17 protein-coding genes and 1 riboswitch are annotated in these 16561 nt (G+C 24.9%); of the genes, 12 read left to right on the top strand and 5 right to left on the bottom strand.

Annotated features, from left to right (window positions below; all coding sequences use genetic code 11):
• Positions 1-149: 149 nt before the first annotated feature.
• Positions 150-1178, bottom strand: coding sequence for an aspartate--ammonia ligase (gene asnA, locus ACUN06_RS09240; protein WP_294125894.1), 1029 nt, complete (start codon positions 1176-1178; stop codon positions 150-152).
• Positions 1179-1882: 704 nt separating this feature from the next.
• On the opposite strand from asnA, the gene ACUN06_RS09235 reads away from it, so the two are divergent.
• A complete protein-coding gene (locus ACUN06_RS09235) occupies positions 1883-2590 on the top strand; it encodes a hypothetical protein (RefSeq protein WP_294125892.1) in 708 nt (235 codons plus the stop codon).
• Between the two features lie 286 nt (positions 2591-2876).
• On the opposite strand, the gene ACUN06_RS09230 is transcribed toward ACUN06_RS09235, so the two are convergent.
• Positions 2877-3590 carry a hypothetical protein gene (locus ACUN06_RS09230; protein ID WP_449389690.1) on the bottom strand — a complete coding sequence of 238 codons (714 nt, stop codon included), beginning with the start codon at positions 3588-3590 and terminating at the stop codon, positions 2877-2879.
• 84 nt (positions 3591-3674) lie between these two features.
• On the opposite strand from ACUN06_RS09230, the gene ACUN06_RS09225 reads away from it, so the two are divergent.
• Entirely contained in the window at positions 3675-4199 is a 525-nt protein-coding gene (locus tag ACUN06_RS09225) for a YcxB family protein (protein WP_291736063.1), read from the top strand.
• 118 nt (positions 4200-4317) lie between these two features.
• On the opposite strand, the gene ACUN06_RS09220 is transcribed toward ACUN06_RS09225, so the two are convergent.
• The gene (locus tag ACUN06_RS09220) at positions 4318-5724 is read right to left on the bottom strand and encodes a VanZ family protein (RefSeq protein WP_449389689.1); all 1407 of its coding nucleotides are present in this window, start codon (positions 5722-5724) and stop codon (positions 4318-4320) included.
• A 325-nt stretch (positions 5725-6049) separates the two neighbouring features.
• On the opposite strand from ACUN06_RS09220, the gene ACUN06_RS09215 reads away from it, so the two are divergent.
• Both ACUN06_RS09215 and ACUN06_RS09210 read left to right on the top strand, forming a co-directional pair.
• Positions 6050-7828, top strand: coding sequence for a M3 family oligoendopeptidase (locus tag ACUN06_RS09215; RefSeq protein WP_449389688.1), 1779 nt, complete (start codon positions 6050-6052; stop codon positions 7826-7828).
• A 17-nt stretch (positions 7829-7845) separates the two neighbouring features.
• Positions 7846-7998: a hypothetical protein gene (locus ACUN06_RS09210; RefSeq protein WP_291736068.1), complete on the top strand. Its 153-nt coding sequence runs from the start codon at positions 7846-7848 to the stop codon at positions 7996-7998.
• Positions 7999-8280: 282 nt separating this feature from the next.
• Here ACUN06_RS09210 and ACUN06_RS09205 read toward each other — a convergent pair whose 3' ends face one another.
• On the bottom strand, positions 8281-9207 hold the full coding sequence (locus ACUN06_RS09205; protein ID WP_449389687.1) for an NERD domain-containing protein: 927 nt from the start codon (positions 9205-9207) through the stop codon (positions 8281-8283).
• A 328-nt stretch (positions 9208-9535) separates the two neighbouring features.
• Between ACUN06_RS09205 and ACUN06_RS09200 the strand changes: the two genes are divergently transcribed.
• Positions 9536-10495 carry a DUF2232 domain-containing protein gene (locus ACUN06_RS09200; protein ID WP_449389686.1) on the top strand — a complete coding sequence of 320 codons (960 nt, stop codon included), beginning with the start codon at positions 9536-9538 and terminating at the stop codon, positions 10493-10495.
• A 111-nt stretch (positions 10496-10606) separates the two neighbouring features.
• Here ACUN06_RS09200 and ACUN06_RS09195 read toward each other — a convergent pair whose 3' ends face one another.
• Positions 10607-11335, bottom strand: a complete 729-nt coding sequence (locus tag ACUN06_RS09195) for an HAD family hydrolase (RefSeq protein WP_291732336.1) — start codon at positions 11333-11335, stop codon at positions 10607-10609.
• 231 nt (positions 11336-11566) lie between these two features.
• Positions 11567-11666, top strand: a riboswitch (TPP riboswitch).
• A 282-nt stretch (positions 11667-11948) separates the two neighbouring features.
• Between ACUN06_RS09195 and thiD the strand changes: the two genes are divergently transcribed.
• The 7 genes from thiD to ACUN06_RS09160 all read left to right on the top strand — a co-directional run bounded on the left by thiD (position 11949) and on the right by ACUN06_RS09160 (position 16459).
• Positions 11949-12746: a bifunctional hydroxymethylpyrimidine kinase/phosphomethylpyrimidine kinase gene (gene thiD / locus ACUN06_RS09190; protein WP_291732334.1), complete on the top strand. Its 798-nt coding sequence runs from the start codon at positions 11949-11951 to the stop codon at positions 12744-12746.
• Positions 12747-12762: 16 nt separating this feature from the next.
• Positions 12763-13575 carry a hydroxyethylthiazole kinase gene (gene thiM, locus ACUN06_RS09185; protein ID WP_449389685.1) on the top strand — a complete coding sequence of 271 codons (813 nt, stop codon included), beginning with the start codon at positions 12763-12765 and terminating at the stop codon, positions 13573-13575.
• A 1-nt stretch (position 13576) separates the two neighbouring features.
• The gene (tenA, locus tag ACUN06_RS09180; RefSeq protein ID WP_291732330.1) at positions 13577-14230 is read left to right on the top strand and encodes a thiaminase II; all 654 of its coding nucleotides are present in this window, start codon (positions 13577-13579) and stop codon (positions 14228-14230) included.
• 80 nt (positions 14231-14310) lie between these two features.
• Positions 14311-14934, top strand: a complete 624-nt coding sequence (thiT, locus tag ACUN06_RS09175; RefSeq protein ID WP_449389684.1) for an energy-coupled thiamine transporter ThiT — start codon at positions 14311-14313, stop codon at positions 14932-14934.
• Complete coding sequence (thiE, locus tag ACUN06_RS09170) at positions 14934-15566, top strand: thiamine phosphate synthase (protein ID WP_449390270.1); 633 nt, start codon at positions 14934-14936, stop codon at positions 15564-15566. The genes thiT and thiE overlap by 1 nt, the downstream gene beginning before the upstream one ends.
• Positions 15567-15597: 31 nt before the next feature.
• Positions 15598-16101 (top strand): energy coupling factor transporter S component ThiW, encoded by a 504-nt coding sequence (gene thiW / locus ACUN06_RS09165; RefSeq protein WP_449389683.1) that lies wholly within the window; start codon positions 15598-15600, stop codon positions 16099-16101.
• A gap of 166 nt (positions 16102-16267) precedes the next feature.
• Complete coding sequence (locus ACUN06_RS09160; RefSeq protein ID WP_291732324.1) at positions 16268-16459, top strand: hypothetical protein; 192 nt, start codon at positions 16268-16270, stop codon at positions 16457-16459.
• The last annotated feature ends 102 nt before the right edge of the window (positions 16460-16561 follow it).

Raw genomic sequence — 16561 nt, 5'->3', positions numbered from 1 at the left:
ATGCGACATCCCATTTTTAGTTTAGAGTGATAAGTGGCAAGTGACAAGTTAATGAGAAAACTCCTTAGTGAGTTTTTGAAAAACATATTTATTAAATTCAGCTTAAGCTGAATTTATACATTAATTTGAAACTTGCCACTTGCAACTAACTAAAGTAGTTCTATTCCAGCTTCTTCACATTTTTTATGAGTATATTCATCCCAAATAGAAGCTTGTACTTCGCCTATGTGAGCTTTTCTTAAGAAATACATGCAAATCCTAGATTGTCCAATTCCACCACCCATAGTAAGGGGAAGTTTATCTTCAAGCAATGCTTTGTGAAATGGAAGAGTACATCTATCTTCACAATTTGCCTTTTTTAATTGAGAAACTAAAGCTTCTTTATCAACTCTTATACCCATAGAAGATAATTCAATTGCTGAATCAAATAATGGGTCATAAAATAAAATATCTCCATTTAAAGTCCAATCATCATAGTCAGGGCTTCTTCCATCATGTTTTTCACCAGATTTTAATATATCACCAATTCCCTGAATAAATACTGCCTTATATTTTTTACAAATTGCATTTTCTCTTTCTTTAGGAGTAAGATTTGGATATAAATCTTCTAATTCTTGAGAAGTTATAAAAGTAATTTCTTGTGGTAAGATTTTTTCTTCTATTGAGGGATATTGTTTAGATACAAAATCTTCAGTAGCCTTAAATACTGAAAATATTTTTTTTACTGTGCTTTTTAAAGTATCAACAGTTCTTTCTTCTTTAGTAATTACCTTTTCCCAATCCCATTGGTCAACATAAATAGAATGTAAGTTATCTAATTCCTCATCTCTTCTAATTGCATTCATATCTGTATATAAACCATATCCAGGTTGAAAATTATATCTATGAAGAGCAAATCTTTTCCATTTTGCAAGAGAATGTACTATTTCTATTTCACTATCTTTAATAGCAAGCATATCAAAGCTGACAGGTCTTTCTATTCCATTTAAGTTATCATTTAAACCTGAACTATTTTCAAGGAATAGTGGAGCAGAAACTCTTGTTAAATTTAAGGTTTCAGCAAGCTTATTTTCAAAGAAATCCTTAACTTTTTTTATAGCTATTTCAGTTTCAAGTAATGATAAATTTGATTTGTAGTTTTCAGGAATGAAAACTTTAGATTTTAATTCTTTTGTCATAAAAATAACCTCCTAAATAATATAAAAAAACCTTTCATCCTAATTTAATAGGACGAAAGGTTACTTCCGCGGTACCACCTAATTTGCATAAAGCCTCTTAATCAGTGCTAAATTAATAAATAATTTAAGACTGTTCCATTATAACGGTAAGACCCCGTCTAAGCCTAGTTAAGTGAGATTCCAAATTTTAATTTGGCAAATCGAACTTACATCTCTGACAAAAGGAAGAGATGTTTCCTTTTAAAGAGATGAAAATTTTAATTTGGCAAATCGAACTTACATCTCTGACAAAAGGAAGAAATGTTTCCTTTTAAAGAGATGAAAATTTTAATTTGGCAAATGGAACTTATATATCTCTAACATAAAAAAGAGAATGTTTCTTTTAATACTCAACTTGTTCGGTTAGAAGCTCAGGAATGTTTTTCATAAAAACTAATCTTATAAGGCTTACACCATCCCTTACTCGCTTAAAGATATCATTTAAATTACTCTTTCCTTCAGTGCTGATTATGTATTTTAAATTTAAATTAATATTATAATATACCAAATTTTATTTCATGTAAATAGTAAAATTAAAAAAGTTAACAAGAATTAATTGTAATTAGTGAAAAGATAATATATTATTTTATCTTTTACATGATATAATATAAAATGAGTATTTAAATATATATACTTAAAAATAATATTTTAATGGGGAGAGTAAAATGAAGAAGAAAATTAATTGGCAAAAGGTAATAGGATATTTTGTATTAATTACTTTAATTTCTACAGCTATATTTTTAATTTTTGTAATAAAAGATGCGCCAACAGTTGCAGATCCAGCAGAACCTTTTGTACGTTTAAAAAGTGATTATGCATTAATGTTATCTCAATGTATATTAGGTATAGTTGCAATGATGATGCCAACTTTATTGGAAAATAAGTTTAAAATTACAATTCCATCATATATGATAATTTTATATACTATATTCTTATATGCAGCAATATATTTAGGAGAAGTTAAAAGTTTTTATTATAATATTTCAAATTGGGATAATATATTACATACTTTTAGTGGAGCAATGATAGGTGCTTTAGGTTTTTCAATTGTTACTTTATTAAATAAAACAGAAAAGGTACCAATGGAATTAAGTCCTCTTTTTGTAGCATTATTTTCATTTTGTTTTGCAGTAACATTAGGTGTTGTTTGGGAATTTTATGAATATACATTTGATGGATTATTGGGACTTAATATGCAAAAATTTGCATTAGAAAATGGAACTCCTTTAATTGGAAGAGCTGCTTTAGCAGATACTATGATGGATTTAGTAGTAGATGCAGTTGGAGCATTTATAATGAGTGTTATTGGTTATATTTCATTAAAATATAACAAAGGATGGATTGAAAGACTTCAAGTTAAAATGACAAAATAAAAATTAAGTAAGAAAGAGGCTGATATAAAAATTTGATATCAGTTTCTTTTTTTTTGTAAAAAACCAAAAAAATGAATTTATAAGACTAATGATAATAATGATTTTCAGTATTTAAAATAATAAAGTAGATTTGGTTATAGTATTTTATTGTAAAAAATATAGCTTTTAAAATATATTAAAATTGCTTTAAAATTACATGAAAAAATATATAATAAAAAGTATGTTTAACTAGGAACATACTTTTTATTATAAAATTTAATTTTTCTACTTATTAAGATAAGTATATTTAATAAGTATAGGCAGTTGGTTGAAAATCTAGAAGTTCCCATGTATTTTCATTAAAGTTGTAAGAAAGGATAGCAGAAAAGTGTACATTTCTACCAGTATTAAAAGAACCAACCTTAACTAAAGTAGATGAAGTATCTCCTTCTTCAGATATAACATAAAGTGAATCTATATAACTTTTAGTGTATTCATAATTAACATTATTAAATGAAAATCCATCTCCAAAATAAACTGCATTAATAAGTGTATCTAATAAAATATCACCAGCAGAAAATAAAGGAATAAAATTATCAGTTTTAACATTAATAAAATCTTTTATAAACCATCCCTTTTTATATTTATATTGAATTTCAGCAGTAGCAAAACAATTTACTGTTCCTGTAGGATAATTTAAAGTAATAGAAATAGGTGCATTAATAGTATTAAAATTTACAAATTCACTATCTATTATATTAATATTATTAATATAAAAATTTTCTTCTGGCATAAATTTTTTAATTTTTTCATAAAGAATAGGATTTGTAACTGTGTAATCCATAAGTAACTTATTAACATCATTAAATGTTAAAGTTGTAGGCTTAATCTTATCCTTATATGAAGCAGTAAGAATAGCAGTAATAGTTAATATAAATATCATAATGTTGACAATTGTTAATTTAAATTTACTATTTTTTACTTTTATATCTTTAAATTTTATTTTATTACTATAATTCATAAAAATCCCCTTTTATTTTAATTGTATATATAATATACTAATTATACAATATATTTACATGTAAGAGAAGAGGAGGAATTAATATTGCATATAATTTTTAAAATGACCATGGATGATTACTTAGAATTACTAAGATTAAAGAATGATGATATTAGTAGTTTAAAAAAAGCTAAATTTCGATATAAAATATCAATAGCATTTCTTATAGTAGCATTAACATTTTATTTATTAAGGATAGTATCACCATTTTATATACCTGTGTTAGTGGTAGCAACTATATTATTAATTATTTGGTTTTCATATAGTGATAGTATAGTTGATAGAGGAAGAGAAAAAACAATTGTAGATTTAGTAAATAGGGAATTTTCTAAATCTATAAAACAAGTAAGAGAAACTAAAATAACTTTACAAGAAGATGGAATAATTGAAGAAATTGAAGGGATGTATAGTAAAATTCAATGGAATTTTATAGATGATATTATTGTAACAGAAAATAATATATTTATTAACTTAATTTCAGCACAAACACTAAATATTCCTAAAAGAGCATTTAACAATGAAGATGAACAAAAAAATTTTTTAAAATATATAGATGAAAAATTAGCTTAAATTATAGTTGATAATAAAATATTAAAAGTGGACAAAGTAATATGCTCCCATTATAGTAGACAGTCTTATTATTTTAACTGTTTACTATAATGGGAGCATATAATTTAATTGTCCATTTTTATTTTAAAGCACATATGTATATATGATTAATGTTTTCATTAATATTTATTGTAAAATCATAAACAGGTTGATAAAAGCCCTTACTATCTAATAGGTAAATTAAATTAGAATCTATAACTTCTATATTAGAAATTTTATTTGGCATAGCATCAAATTTAAAATTACCTGCTAAAATTTCATTATATGCCTCTTGTAAAGATAAAATATCATATTCTTTATATGGCTTATAAGAAATAACATTATTAGTAAAATTGGAAACTGTATTATTTTCATTTATTGTACAAATTAGATCTCCATCAATATACATATCTTTTGATTTAACCATATCTAGTGAAATTGAATAATTTCCATCTCCATTATCTTTAAAATCAACATCTTTAGGTAATTCAATATCAAATTCATTTAATATGGCTTGTACTTCCTCATAAGTTAACTTTTCTTTACCCTTAGCTTCTGTTTGTTTAAAACTAATAAACGAAGTTGTAAGACCCTTGTAATTTACCCATAAAGAATAATCACCTTTTTCAGATTTAAATATTATAGTATCATCATATTCATTATTTTGTGACTCATCTATATTTGTATTTAACTTAGAAAAAATTTTGTTAGCTAAATTTATAGCATCTTCTTTACTTCCAACATACGATTCATAAACATATGCTTTTTTAAATTCATTATCAAGATTTAACTTAGTATGTAAATTTATTTTTGACATATTTACTTTATAGTTATTGTTAATAGATAAATTACCTAATTCTTGCTTATTATAATTTATAAATAGTACACTAATAAAAATAATGCTTATTATTAATGGAATTTGATAAAATGCTGTAATTAAAGCAGTATGTTTTTGATTTGATTTTTTTCTTTTAAATAATGATATGAAAATCATTATTATTCCATATCCTATGGCACATCCTAAAGTATTATTTAAAATATCATCAAGTTCAAATATTCCTCTTTTAGTTATAAGTTGTAGAATTTCTATAAATAATGTTAGGAAAAAGCCAGCTAAATAAGTTATATAAAAACATTGGAATTTTTTAAAAAGTAATGGTAGTAAAAATCCAATTGGAACAAACATTAATATATTAAGAATTATATTTCTCCATTCTCCTAAAGAAAAATTATTATATGCATCTTTATATGAACTAAACAAGTGTAAATTTACACTTGAATAATTAGAAAACCTACTTCCAATTGTTGCTCCAAGCACTACAGTTATATAAATTAAAAATATACTACATAGTGCTATTTTACTTAGTTTTAATTTCTTAGAACCTTTCATTAGCTTTTTATAAACTAAAAAGTAACCTATTAGAAATAAACCAATAACAAAGATTGAACCTATAATTCCTACTAGTATATATTGCATTGCAAGTTGTATTACTGTTGAAATCCTCATGATTTAAAATTCCCCTTTATTTTTATTTGTCAAAATTAACAATATTTATTATAAATGTAATATTAGGAATATTAAACTATTTTTAGCTTTTATAGTCGAATTATTATAGATATAGGTTATATAAAATATCAATTTTAAGTATATTGGGATAATATATTAAAGAGGTTTAATGTAATGTTTAATTATTTATAAGATAAATTTAAACTTTAAATGTAAAAAAATAATATAATTTTAATAAAAATATTTAAATAATATTTTTATTGGAAAAAATTGACCTATAAGTATATAATTAATATAAGTATTTAAATTAAAGGGAGGAAATAAGATGAGCTTAAATTGGAGTTTAAAAGAATTATATCAATCATTTGGAAGTAATGAATTTAAAAATGATATGAATAATCTTACTGAAGAAATATCAAGTATAAATGAATGGATTGATGAAGCAACTAAAGATTATGAGAATGTAATAGTAAAATTAGAAGAATATTTAAAGAAAAGTATTAAATTAAATGAATTAATAAGTAAGCTTGGGGTGTTTATAGAATTAAGTATTAGTGTAAATACTAAAGACTCAGAAGCATTAAAGAATTCAGACATATTTGAAAAGAAATTAACATATTTAGTTGAGGGTTCTACTAAAATTGAAAGATATATAAGCGGATTAAAAGACTTAAATTTACTAATAGAAAAATCAGAACTGTTAAAAGAACATAAATTTTTATTAAATAGTATAGCGCAAGATAGCAAATATTTATTAAGTGAAAAAGAAGAAAACATAATAGCCAATATGAAAAATACAGGCTCAAATGCTTGGAGCAAGTTAAAGGATAATTTAATTTCATCTTTAACTGTTGAAATATCAGAGCATGGGAAAGTAAAGGAATATCCTCTTACAGTTGTTTTAAATATGGCTTATGATAAAAGTGAAAAAGTTAGAAAAAAAGCTTATGAAGCAGAAATAAAGTCATATAAGAAAGTTGAAGAAGGTGTAGCTGCAGCTTTAAATGGAATAAAAGGTGAAGTATTAACTGTTTGTGATATAAGGGGATATAAGTCTCCTTTAGAAGAAACACTTTTAAATTCTAAAATGGATGAGGAATCTTTAAATGCAATGATTGAAGCAATGAAAGAAAGTCTTCCTGCATTTAGAAAATATTTAAGGAGAAAAGCAGAAATGTTAGGTCATAAAAATGGACTTCCATTTTATGATTTATATGCACCAATTAATAATGCACATATGAATTTTACTTATGATGAAGCATCAAAGTTTATAGTTAAAAACTTTAAAACCTTTAGTGATGATTTAGCTAACTTTGCTCAAAAAGCAATAAATAATGATTGGATAGATGTTGAACCAAGAGAAGGTAAAGTAGGGGGAGCTTTTTGTGCAGGTATTCACACTTTAGGAGAAAGTAGAATATTATTAAATTTTGGAGGCAGTTTTGGGGATGTAGTTACTATGGCACATGAACTTGGTCATGGATTCCATGGAGAATGTTTAAAAAATGAATCTATATTAAATTCAAATTATCCTATGCCAATAGCAGAAACAGCATCAACATTTTGCGAAACAATAATAAAAAAGGCGGCAATTAAAGATGCAACAGAAAAAGAAGCATTATCTATATTAGAAACAGAAATTTCAGATTGTACTCAAGTAATTGTAGATATTTATTCAAGATTTTTATTTGAAAAATCTGTATTTGAGGAAAGAAAAGAAAGTGCATTAACTGTTGAAAGAATTAAAAAACTTATGTTAAATGCTCAAAAAGAAGCTTATGGTGATGGATTAGATGAAAATTATTTACATCCATATATGTGGGCTTGGAAACCTCATTATTATGATGCAAATTATAATTATTATAACTTCCCATATGCTTTTGGACTTTTATTTGCAAAAGGATTATATGCTGAATATCTTAAAAAGGGATCAGATTTTGTAGGTGAGTACGAAAGATTATTATCAATAACAGGAAAAAATAAAATTGCAGACATAACTAAAGAGGTTGGAATTGATATTCATGATAAGAAATTTTGGAAGAATTCTTTAAAAACTATTGAAGAAGATATAGAAAAGTTTATTATGATTAGTAAAAAACATTAATTTAAGGGGTAGATTATATGGATATTAATTTAAATAAAGATGAAATTATTGTTGTTTTAGATGCATTAGTAGAAGCAGTAGCATTTGATAAAAATGCTGATGAAATAAAAGAGGTATATAATAAAATAGTAAAACAAGCTAATATGGATGGGTATGAAATGCTAGGATAGAAACAGTGGCAAGTTACAAGTGACAAGTTAAGGAAAAAATTCAGCTTGGGCTGAATTTTAGAGAATATATTTTAAGTTATAAGTGGCAAGTTTAGGTATAAATTTAGCTTAGGATGAATTTAAAAAAAATATATTTTAAGAAATTCCCTAAGGAATTTCAACCATAACTTGTCACTTGCCACTATCAAAGTCACTTGTCAGTAATTTAAGCTTACTAGCTTAGTTTCATAAGGAGTTTCAACCATAACTAAAAACTCCTAACTACTCACTCCAAACTACTTGTTACAAACTCCTAACTAACTTAAAGAAGATGTATGTTACAAATGTTATATAAATATAATAAAATATAGTAAAAGTTAAAGTAAATAAAATAATTAATTTGCTATGGTTAATAAAGTTAAAAAGTTTATTAAATACAATATCAAAGCTCCAACTTTTATTTTGAAGTAGTAATTCTTTTATTTCTAAAGGAGAATATTTATTATTTTTGCTTATATTATTTTTAATAAAATAAGGTAAATCTTTTGCATTTACAATTGATGTATTGATATCTTTAGTTTGTGCTACAACAAATTTATCTTGAGGTAGTGCAATTACATTAGTAATTGGAATATCAAAAGATAGGATTTCAGATAAAATGTTGTAGCATTTAATACATTCATTTGATAATTTATTTAATATATTATTATCAAGTACATAATCATTATTGAAGCTTTCATTATTTAATTTATCTTTATTAAAATATTTAGTCTTTAAAAAATCATCATAAGGATAATTTAAAGTTTTAATTATAAAAATACAACTATTGGTTATTACTAAATCATCAATATAACAACTGTCTTCATCATTATCTTCTAAATGAAGGTTATTTAATACAATACTTTCATTTTTTAAGCTTTTTAAACAATGATAAACTTTGTGGCAATTATGAAGTTTATTAAAACAATAGCTTAAATCTATATATATTTTATTATATATATTAAACTTAAGTGCACATAAGTGAACTAAATATAAAAAATAAATAGTAGCTAATGTATTAAAGTTTATATGAAGTAAAAAACCTATGGTAAAAAGCAAAAATGGGAATCTTAAAAAAGATTTAGTTAAGATAAAAGCTAATATACCAATTGTGATTTTTATTATAAATTTTAAAAGGTTAAAAATAATTCTAAAAATAAATAAAATAATATCAAATAAAATAATCAACATTAAAGTTAACCTCCTTTAATATTAGATTATCTACTTTTTGGAAAATTATTCATTTTTTTTATTTTTAGTCATTTACATAACTCCTATTACATATATTAAAACATAAATAATTAAAAATGTCTTAAAAAGAGGTGTAATTATGAGTATTTATGTTTTAAAGGATTATGTTGAAGATTGTATTAAGAATTGTGTTAAGCCAACATTTGAGGGATTGAATATTTATTATAAAGCTAAAAAAAATAAAATTTAAGAAAAGTTTACTTTTAACTTCTAAAGAAAAGAGTATAATAATTAAAGATACAGTAAGATTAAGTGTGGTGAATGTAAATTGAATACAAAAAAATTAACAGAATCAGCAATGTTATCAGCATTATTTGTAGTTTCAAGTATGATAGCAATTTATACAGGAATAGCATATACACTTTATTTAGATATGGTTGTACCACTTTTTGTATGCCTTATTTATATGAGACTTGATTTAAGACATACTTTACTTTCTTCAATTACTTCATTACTTATAGTAACATTTGTAATAGGTGATGTTGCATCAGCAATTTGGATGAGCCAAGGTATTTTAATGGGATTAATTTGTGGATATTTTATTAGAAAAAAGGAAACAATTTTTGATGATTTATTTTATTCAGCAATTTTAGGAACTTTTATAATGGTATTAATAGACATATATTTTTCTAAATTAACTGGATATAGTTTTATGAAGGAATTTGACAGTTATAGAGATTTATTTCCATTAGGAAGTGAATATATGGCAATGGCATTTAATATTTTTGTAGCAATGATGCCAATGAGTACTATTTTAATAGTTTATGTTGGAGCTTTACTCATTGGTAAAAAGCTTATGATATTAAATGAAAATTGTACTGAAAAGTATATGATAATTAAAAATTTTAAAAGATATGGTTCATATATTTGTTGTAGTAAAAAAACTTATTATTTTGGAATAATATATTTAATTTTAACAGAATTAATAAATTTAACAGGATTTGAATTTAAATTTGTTTATTTTAAAACTGTTATTATGGCAATAAGAGTAATTGTAATATACTTTGTTTTAAAGGATTCATTTACTTTTGTAATAAGAGGAATTTTTAGTAAAATAAAATCAAATGGCATGGCGCAATTAATTTGGTTAGGTGCTATTTATATGTTATTAATTGATTTTAAGTCTACTTTTATAATTTTAGTTATAGGAAGCCAAATAATAAATTATTCTATGAAGTTAAGAGATGCACAAATTAATATGTTAAAAACATCAATTTTAAAAAGATAAAAATAAGGAGATGTCGCATTAAGAATAAATATTACAATATATTGTGTTGATTTTTATTTTTTAAAACAATATGTTGTGTGTAAAATTTTTAGTACGACAGCCCCTTATTTTTTATATAAGAGTAAGAGAATTTACATCTAATTTATAAGTTGCATCTTTTCTTTCAACTATAATATTAATTTTTTCCTTTAATTCTTCATCATCCATTATTTTAGAAATAAGTTCACGAGTTGGATTCATTGCAAAAGGTATACCAACTGATTTAAGCATAGTGAAATCACCAGCAGTATCTCCATAAGCATAACTTTGGCTTAAATCAATATCATATTTTTCGCAAAGTTCTTTTATTGCCTTTTCCTTGCTTTCAGAATCCCACATTGGAATAATGTTACCATTATATTTATTTTCAGAATCTAATTCATAAATTGTCCCTCTATAATCATCCATATTATATTTCGATGACATTTCTTTAACTAATTCAATAGGAGAACCAGAAATAGCAATAACAATATCCCCTTGTTCTTTGTGCCACTTTATTCTTTCTCTAGAAAATGTATAAACTCTATCACCTTTTTGTTCAATAACTTTTTTTGCAATATAATCTATATGATATTTGTCTAATCCTAATATTGCTTCTGTATAAACATCAACCATCTTTAAAAGGTAAGTATCATAATCACCTTGTCTTTTGTCCCAATTAATATAAGCAGGTTTTACTTCTTTATACCATTTTTTTTCATCTACAAGGTCATATTTTATTATTTTTTTAAAAACCTCAGTTATAAGTCCTTCTCTGTAAATTGTTCCATCTATATCGAAAAATGCAGCTTTTCTTGACATATAAAAACCTCCTTATGTTCATTAATAAAATTATTATCTTATAGTTATTAAGGTATATGATAATAAAGATAAGCAAAAATTGCAAGATTAATTTTAAGGAGTATAGTTTAAAAATGTAGATAAATAAATTTAATGAGGTTTAAAACAAATAAAATATAATATAATAGAATGTATTAATTGTAAATCTTGACAAAAGGTAGCTAAATAATATAATAAGTATATAAGAATTAAATAAAATGCTAGGGGTGCCGAAAGGCTGAGAAATAAATTATTATTAACCCTTGTACCTGATCTGGATAATGCCGGCGTAGGAAAGCTTGTTGATGTATACTAAAAATGAACCTATTAAATTTAACTTAAAATATTTCAATATAAAAATGTTTTATATTTATTTTACTTAGGAAGATTTTTAATATAATTTTAAATGAAATAGCTGTATTCCAGTAAGGAATATAGCTTTTTTTATGTATTATGAAAGTTTAATTTTTGAAATAGTAAGGTTAGTGAGAGTAATTAAGTTTAAGATTTAAAATTTATAATTTTAATATCATGAACTAAATGAGTGATAGTTACTTTGTTTTACTTAAAATTTAAAGTTTAAAGGAGAAGAAAAATGAGAAATTACAAAATACCAACATTAACAATTGCAGGTTCTGATTCCTCAGGAGGAGCAGGAGTACAAGCTGATTTAAAAACATTTAGTGCTATAGGTACTTATGGAATGAGTGTTATTACTGCAATAACAGCTCAAAATACACAAGGAGTTTTTCTTGTTGAAGATTTAAGTAAGGAAATAATTGAAAGGCAAATAGAAGTTGTATTTGAAGATATAACACCAGCAGCAGTAAAAATAGGTATGGTATCTAGTCCAGAAATTATTCATACTATTGTAAATACTTTAAAGAAATATAAGCCTAAATATTTAGTGGTGGATCCTGTTATGATATCTAAAAGTGGATATTCATTATTAAAGCCAGAAGCTAAGAAAAGTTTAATTGAAGAACTTATACCAATGGCTTATATAATTACTCCAAATACTCTAGAGGCAGAGGAAATTACAGGAATAAAAATAAATGATGTAAATGATATGAAGGAAGCAGGGAAAAAAATATTAGAATTAGGTCCTAAATTTGTGTTAATGAAAGGTGGGCATTTAGAAGGAGATGCTGTGGATGTATTAATAGGAAAAGATACATTTGAAATTTATAAACAAGAAAGATTAAATAAGAAAAATACACATGGAACAGGATGTACCTTATCATCAGCAATAACTTCACACTTAGCATTAGGTTATGACATAGCTGAGGCTGTTAAGTTAAGCAAAGAGTATATAACAGAAGCAATAGCACATAGCTTTGATATTGGTAAAGGGGTTGGACCTGTTAATCATTTTTATAAATTTGAGGATTAAACAAGGAGAATAAGTAATGTTTGAATTAATAAATAAAGTTAAAGAAATAAATCCTTTAGTATTACATTATACAAATGAAGTTACTATAAATGATTGTGCAAATATAACACTTGCATTAGGGGCAAGTCCTTTAATGAGTTATTCTGATGAAGAGGTTGAAGAAATAGTTAGTGTTGCTAGTTCAGTAGTAATTAATATTGGTACTATGAATTCAAGTAGATTAGAGTTATTTGTTAAAGCTGGAAAGGCAGCTAATAAATTTAATAAGCCTGTTGTATTGGATCCAGTAGGTGTTTTTGCAACTAAAACAAGAATAAATTTTGTAAATAAACTTTTAAATGAAATAAAGTTTGATGTTATAAAAGGCAATGTTGCAGAAATAAAGTTCATTGGAGGATTGGATGTAAGAGGACAAGGCGTAGATTCATTTGATGATGGAGAAGATATTTCAGAAGTTATTAAAAACGTAGCTAAAAAACTTGAGTGTATAGTTGTTGCTACTGGAAAAGTAGATTTTATTAGTGATGGCAATGATGTTATAAAAATATTTAATGGAACTCCAAAATTAAAAAGTGTTACAGGAACTGGCTGTATGACTGGAAGCTTAATAGGAAGCTATTTAGGTACTTATGATAAGTTAGTAAGTTTAGGACAAACTGATAATTTAAAAAAAATAGAAGCAGTTGCTATGGGAATACTTACAATGGGATTAAGTGGGGAATTAGCTGATAAGAATGACATAGCAATTGGAAGCTTTAGAGAAGAACTTATGAATAATGTTTATAAAATGAATAGTAAGAAATTAAAGGAGTATGGAAGGTGTGAATAATATGAAATTTTCAGAAGTTTTATTTAGTGAAGTAAAGGAAATTTGGGATGGATATTTAGAGCATCCATTTGTTAAAGCAATAGGAGAAGGAAGTTTAGATAAAGAAAAATTTAAGAATTATTTAATTCAAGATTATTTATATTTAAAGGATTATGCTAAGGTTTTTGCTATGGGGTTAGTTAAAGCATCAACTATGGATGAAATGAAGTTTTATCATGAATCTATAAAAGGTATATTAGATGATGAAACTGCAGTTCATGTTAATTATTTGAATGGATTTGGATTAAGTACAGAAGAGGTGGAGGAATATAAAAGTGAATTAACAACTGAAAGTTATACAAATTACATGCTTGGAATTGCATTAAAAGGTGATTTAAAGGATATTGCAATGACTATAATGCCATGTACTTGGAGCTATTATTATATTGGAAAGCACTTATATGAAACATATAAGGAAAACTTAAAAGATAATTTTTATACTCCATGGATAGAAGAATACGCATCAAATGAGTTTAGAGAATATACACAAGAGTGGATTGATTATATAGATGATATATGTAATGACATATCAGAAGTAAAAAAGGAAAGGTTAAAGGACATATTTATAAAATCTAGTCTTTATGAAATGGAGTTTTGGAATATGGCAAATAAATAAACTAAATTCCCATTTTTAGGTTAGGTATTACAATTATCAACTATCGTATATAAAATTTAATTTAAGATGAGGTAATTAATATGGTTGTTTTTATAGCGATAATATCAGTAATATTATTTATATTTTATTTTAGGGATTTAAAAAAAAATCCTATAACAACAAAGAAAATGGTAATAATTGCAATGATGAGTGGATTATCATTTATGCTTAGTTTAATTCAGTTTATAAAATATCCTCAAGGTGGAGGTATAACGTTATTTTCTATGTTACCAATAATGATACTTTCAATATTATATGGTAGAACAGCAGGTATAACAGGTGGATTAATATGGGGCTTTTTATCATTATTAAATGGAGCATATGTAATACATCCAGTTCAATTTTTCTTGGATTGTCTATTTGGGCCAATGGCTTTAGGGTTTGCATGTATTTTTGGTAGTGAGAAGAAATACAAAATAATTTTAGGTGCATTATTTGCAGTTACTTTAAGTGTTTTTTCTTATTTTGTTTCAGGTGTAGTATTTTTTGCGGAATTTGCACCGAAGGGAATGAATACATATCTTTATTCATTCTTATATAATTTTACTAGTGCTGGAGTTGAAGGTATTTTATGTATAATACTTTTATCTATAATTCCTTTAGGGAGATTTAAAAAACTAGTTAACGTTAAAGATATTGCAAGCATAAATATTAGAAAAAGGTGATAAAAATGAAAGATTTAAAGCTTTATTTAGTAACAGATTCAGATATTTTAAAAGGAAGAGATTTTTATAATTGTATTGAAGAAGCATTAAAAGGTGGAGTTGCAATGATTCAATTAAGAGAAAAAGATGCTAGTGGAAAAGATTTTTTAGAAAAAGCAATGAAGCTTAGAAGTTTAACTAAAAAATATAATGTTAAATTTATTATTAATGATAGAGTAGATATTGCAATGCTTTGTGATGCTGATGGAGTTCATGTTGGACAAAGCGATATAAGTGCAGACATGGTTAGAAAGCTTATAGGTAAGGAGAAAATAATAGGAGTATCTGCAAGAACAGTAGAAGAAGCAATGAAGGCTAAGGAAGATGGGGCAGATTATCTTGGGGTTGGAGCTATGTTTACAACTACTACAAAATTAGATGCTAAAAGTGTGACAATTGATAAGTTAAAGGCAATTAAAAAAACTGTAGATTTGCCAGTAGTAGCAATTGGAGGGTTATCATTAAATAATATTGATGAATTAAAGGAAGCTAATGTTGATGGATATGCTGTTGTTTCAGCAATATTAAAAGCTAATGATATAAAATTAGAGTGTGAAAAGTGGACAAGAAAAATAGAAGAATTAAAAAATTAAAAAATTAAAACTGTAAGGGGTAGGAGAAAATATGGAATTAAGTAAAAATAAAAGTAGGACTAAAAAGTTAGTTATAAGTGGAATATTAATAGCAATTTCAACTATTTTAGGTACATTTTCTATCCCATTATTAGGAGCAAAAGTAGCACCAATACAACATTTAGTAAATGTAATTGCAGCAGTAATCTTAGGGCCAGTATATGGAGTTGGATGTGCATTTGTATCATCATTACTTAGAAATGTACTAGGAACTGGAAGTTTATTAGCTTTTCCAGGAAGTATGCTTGGAGTTTTTTTATCAGGTTTATTATATAAGAAATTTAAAAAAATAGAAGTTGCAGTGATTGGAGAAGTAATTGGAACAGGAATAATAGGAGCACTACTTGCTTATCCATTAGCAGCATTTGTATTAGGGCGTGAAGTTGCAATGTTTGTTTATATAGTACCTTTTTCATTAAGTTCTTTCATAGGTAGTTTTTTAGCTTATATAATATTGAAGTTAACTACATTAAAGCAATTTTTAATAAATAATTAAGGAAATTAATTTTTTTCTGACTTTTTTGAAAAATGCATAAATGAATAATTTAAAAGGAAATGTGAATAATATTATTCAAAAAATAGAAAATTGAAACTTAATTGGTTATATAAGTAAAATGGTGTATAATATATTTGTAATAAATAAGTGTTTGAGGTGACAAACTATGATATTTAATAAGGGTAAAAAATATGTTTTTAGCAAGGATGTATACTTAGCTAGTGATGAGAGAGTTGAAAAATTAAGTAATGACCAAATTAATAAATATGATGGGAAAGAAGTAAAAGTTGGACATAGTTATTTAGGTTATATAGGTAATTCAAGAATATCTTCTAGCTGGTGCAAAGAAATTAAATAAATATTAAGCAAAAGAGATGGTATGAAAATTTATTGAATAATAAGTTTTTATATCATCTTTTTTTGCATAATTAATATAAAATTTGGAATATAGATTGTATAA

Source organism: Clostridium sp. ETTB3 (assembly GCF_053571985.1).
The sequence above is the reverse complement of the archived record's forward strand: the minus strand, read 5'-3'. Positions and strand labels throughout refer to the sequence as shown.

Coding starts and splice junctions, on each gene's coding strand:
- asnA (WP_294125894.1), bottom strand. CDS start 1,178: ATGACAAAAGAATTAAAATCTAAAGTTTTCATTCCTGAAAACTACAAA.
- ACUN06_RS09235 (WP_294125892.1), top strand. CDS start 1,883: ATGAAGAAGAAAATTAATTGGCAAAAGGTAATAGGATATTTTGTATTA.
- ACUN06_RS09230 (WP_449389690.1), bottom strand. CDS start 3,590: ATGAATTATAGTAATAAAATAAAATTTAAAGATATAAAAGTAAAAAAT.
- ACUN06_RS09220 (WP_449389689.1), bottom strand. CDS start 5,724: ATGAGGATTTCAACAGTAATACAACTTGCAATGCAATATATACTAGTA.
- ACUN06_RS09215 (WP_449389688.1), top strand. CDS start 6,050: ATGAGCTTAAATTGGAGTTTAAAAGAATTATATCAATCATTTGGAAGT.
- ACUN06_RS09210 (WP_291736068.1), top strand. CDS start 7,846: ATGGATATTAATTTAAATAAAGATGAAATTATTGTTGTTTTAGATGCA.
- ACUN06_RS09205 (WP_449389687.1), bottom strand. CDS start 9,207: ATGTTGATTATTTTATTTGATATTATTTTATTTATTTTTAGAATTATT.
- ACUN06_RS09195 (WP_291732336.1), bottom strand. CDS start 11,335: ATGTCAAGAAAAGCTGCATTTTTCGATATAGATGGAACAATTTACAGA.
- thiD (WP_291732334.1), top strand. CDS start 11,949: ATGAGAAATTACAAAATACCAACATTAACAATTGCAGGTTCTGATTCC.
- thiM (WP_449389685.1), top strand. CDS start 12,763: ATGTTTGAATTAATAAATAAAGTTAAAGAAATAAATCCTTTAGTATTA.
- tenA (WP_291732330.1), top strand. CDS start 13,577: ATGAAATTTTCAGAAGTTTTATTTAGTGAAGTAAAGGAAATTTGGGAT.
- thiT (WP_449389684.1), top strand. CDS start 14,311: ATGGTTGTTTTTATAGCGATAATATCAGTAATATTATTTATATTTTAT.
- thiW (WP_449389683.1), top strand. CDS start 15,598: ATGGAATTAAGTAAAAATAAAAGTAGGACTAAAAAGTTAGTTATAAGT.
- ACUN06_RS09160 (WP_291732324.1), top strand. CDS start 16,268: ATGATATTTAATAAGGGTAAAAAATATGTTTTTAGCAAGGATGTATAC.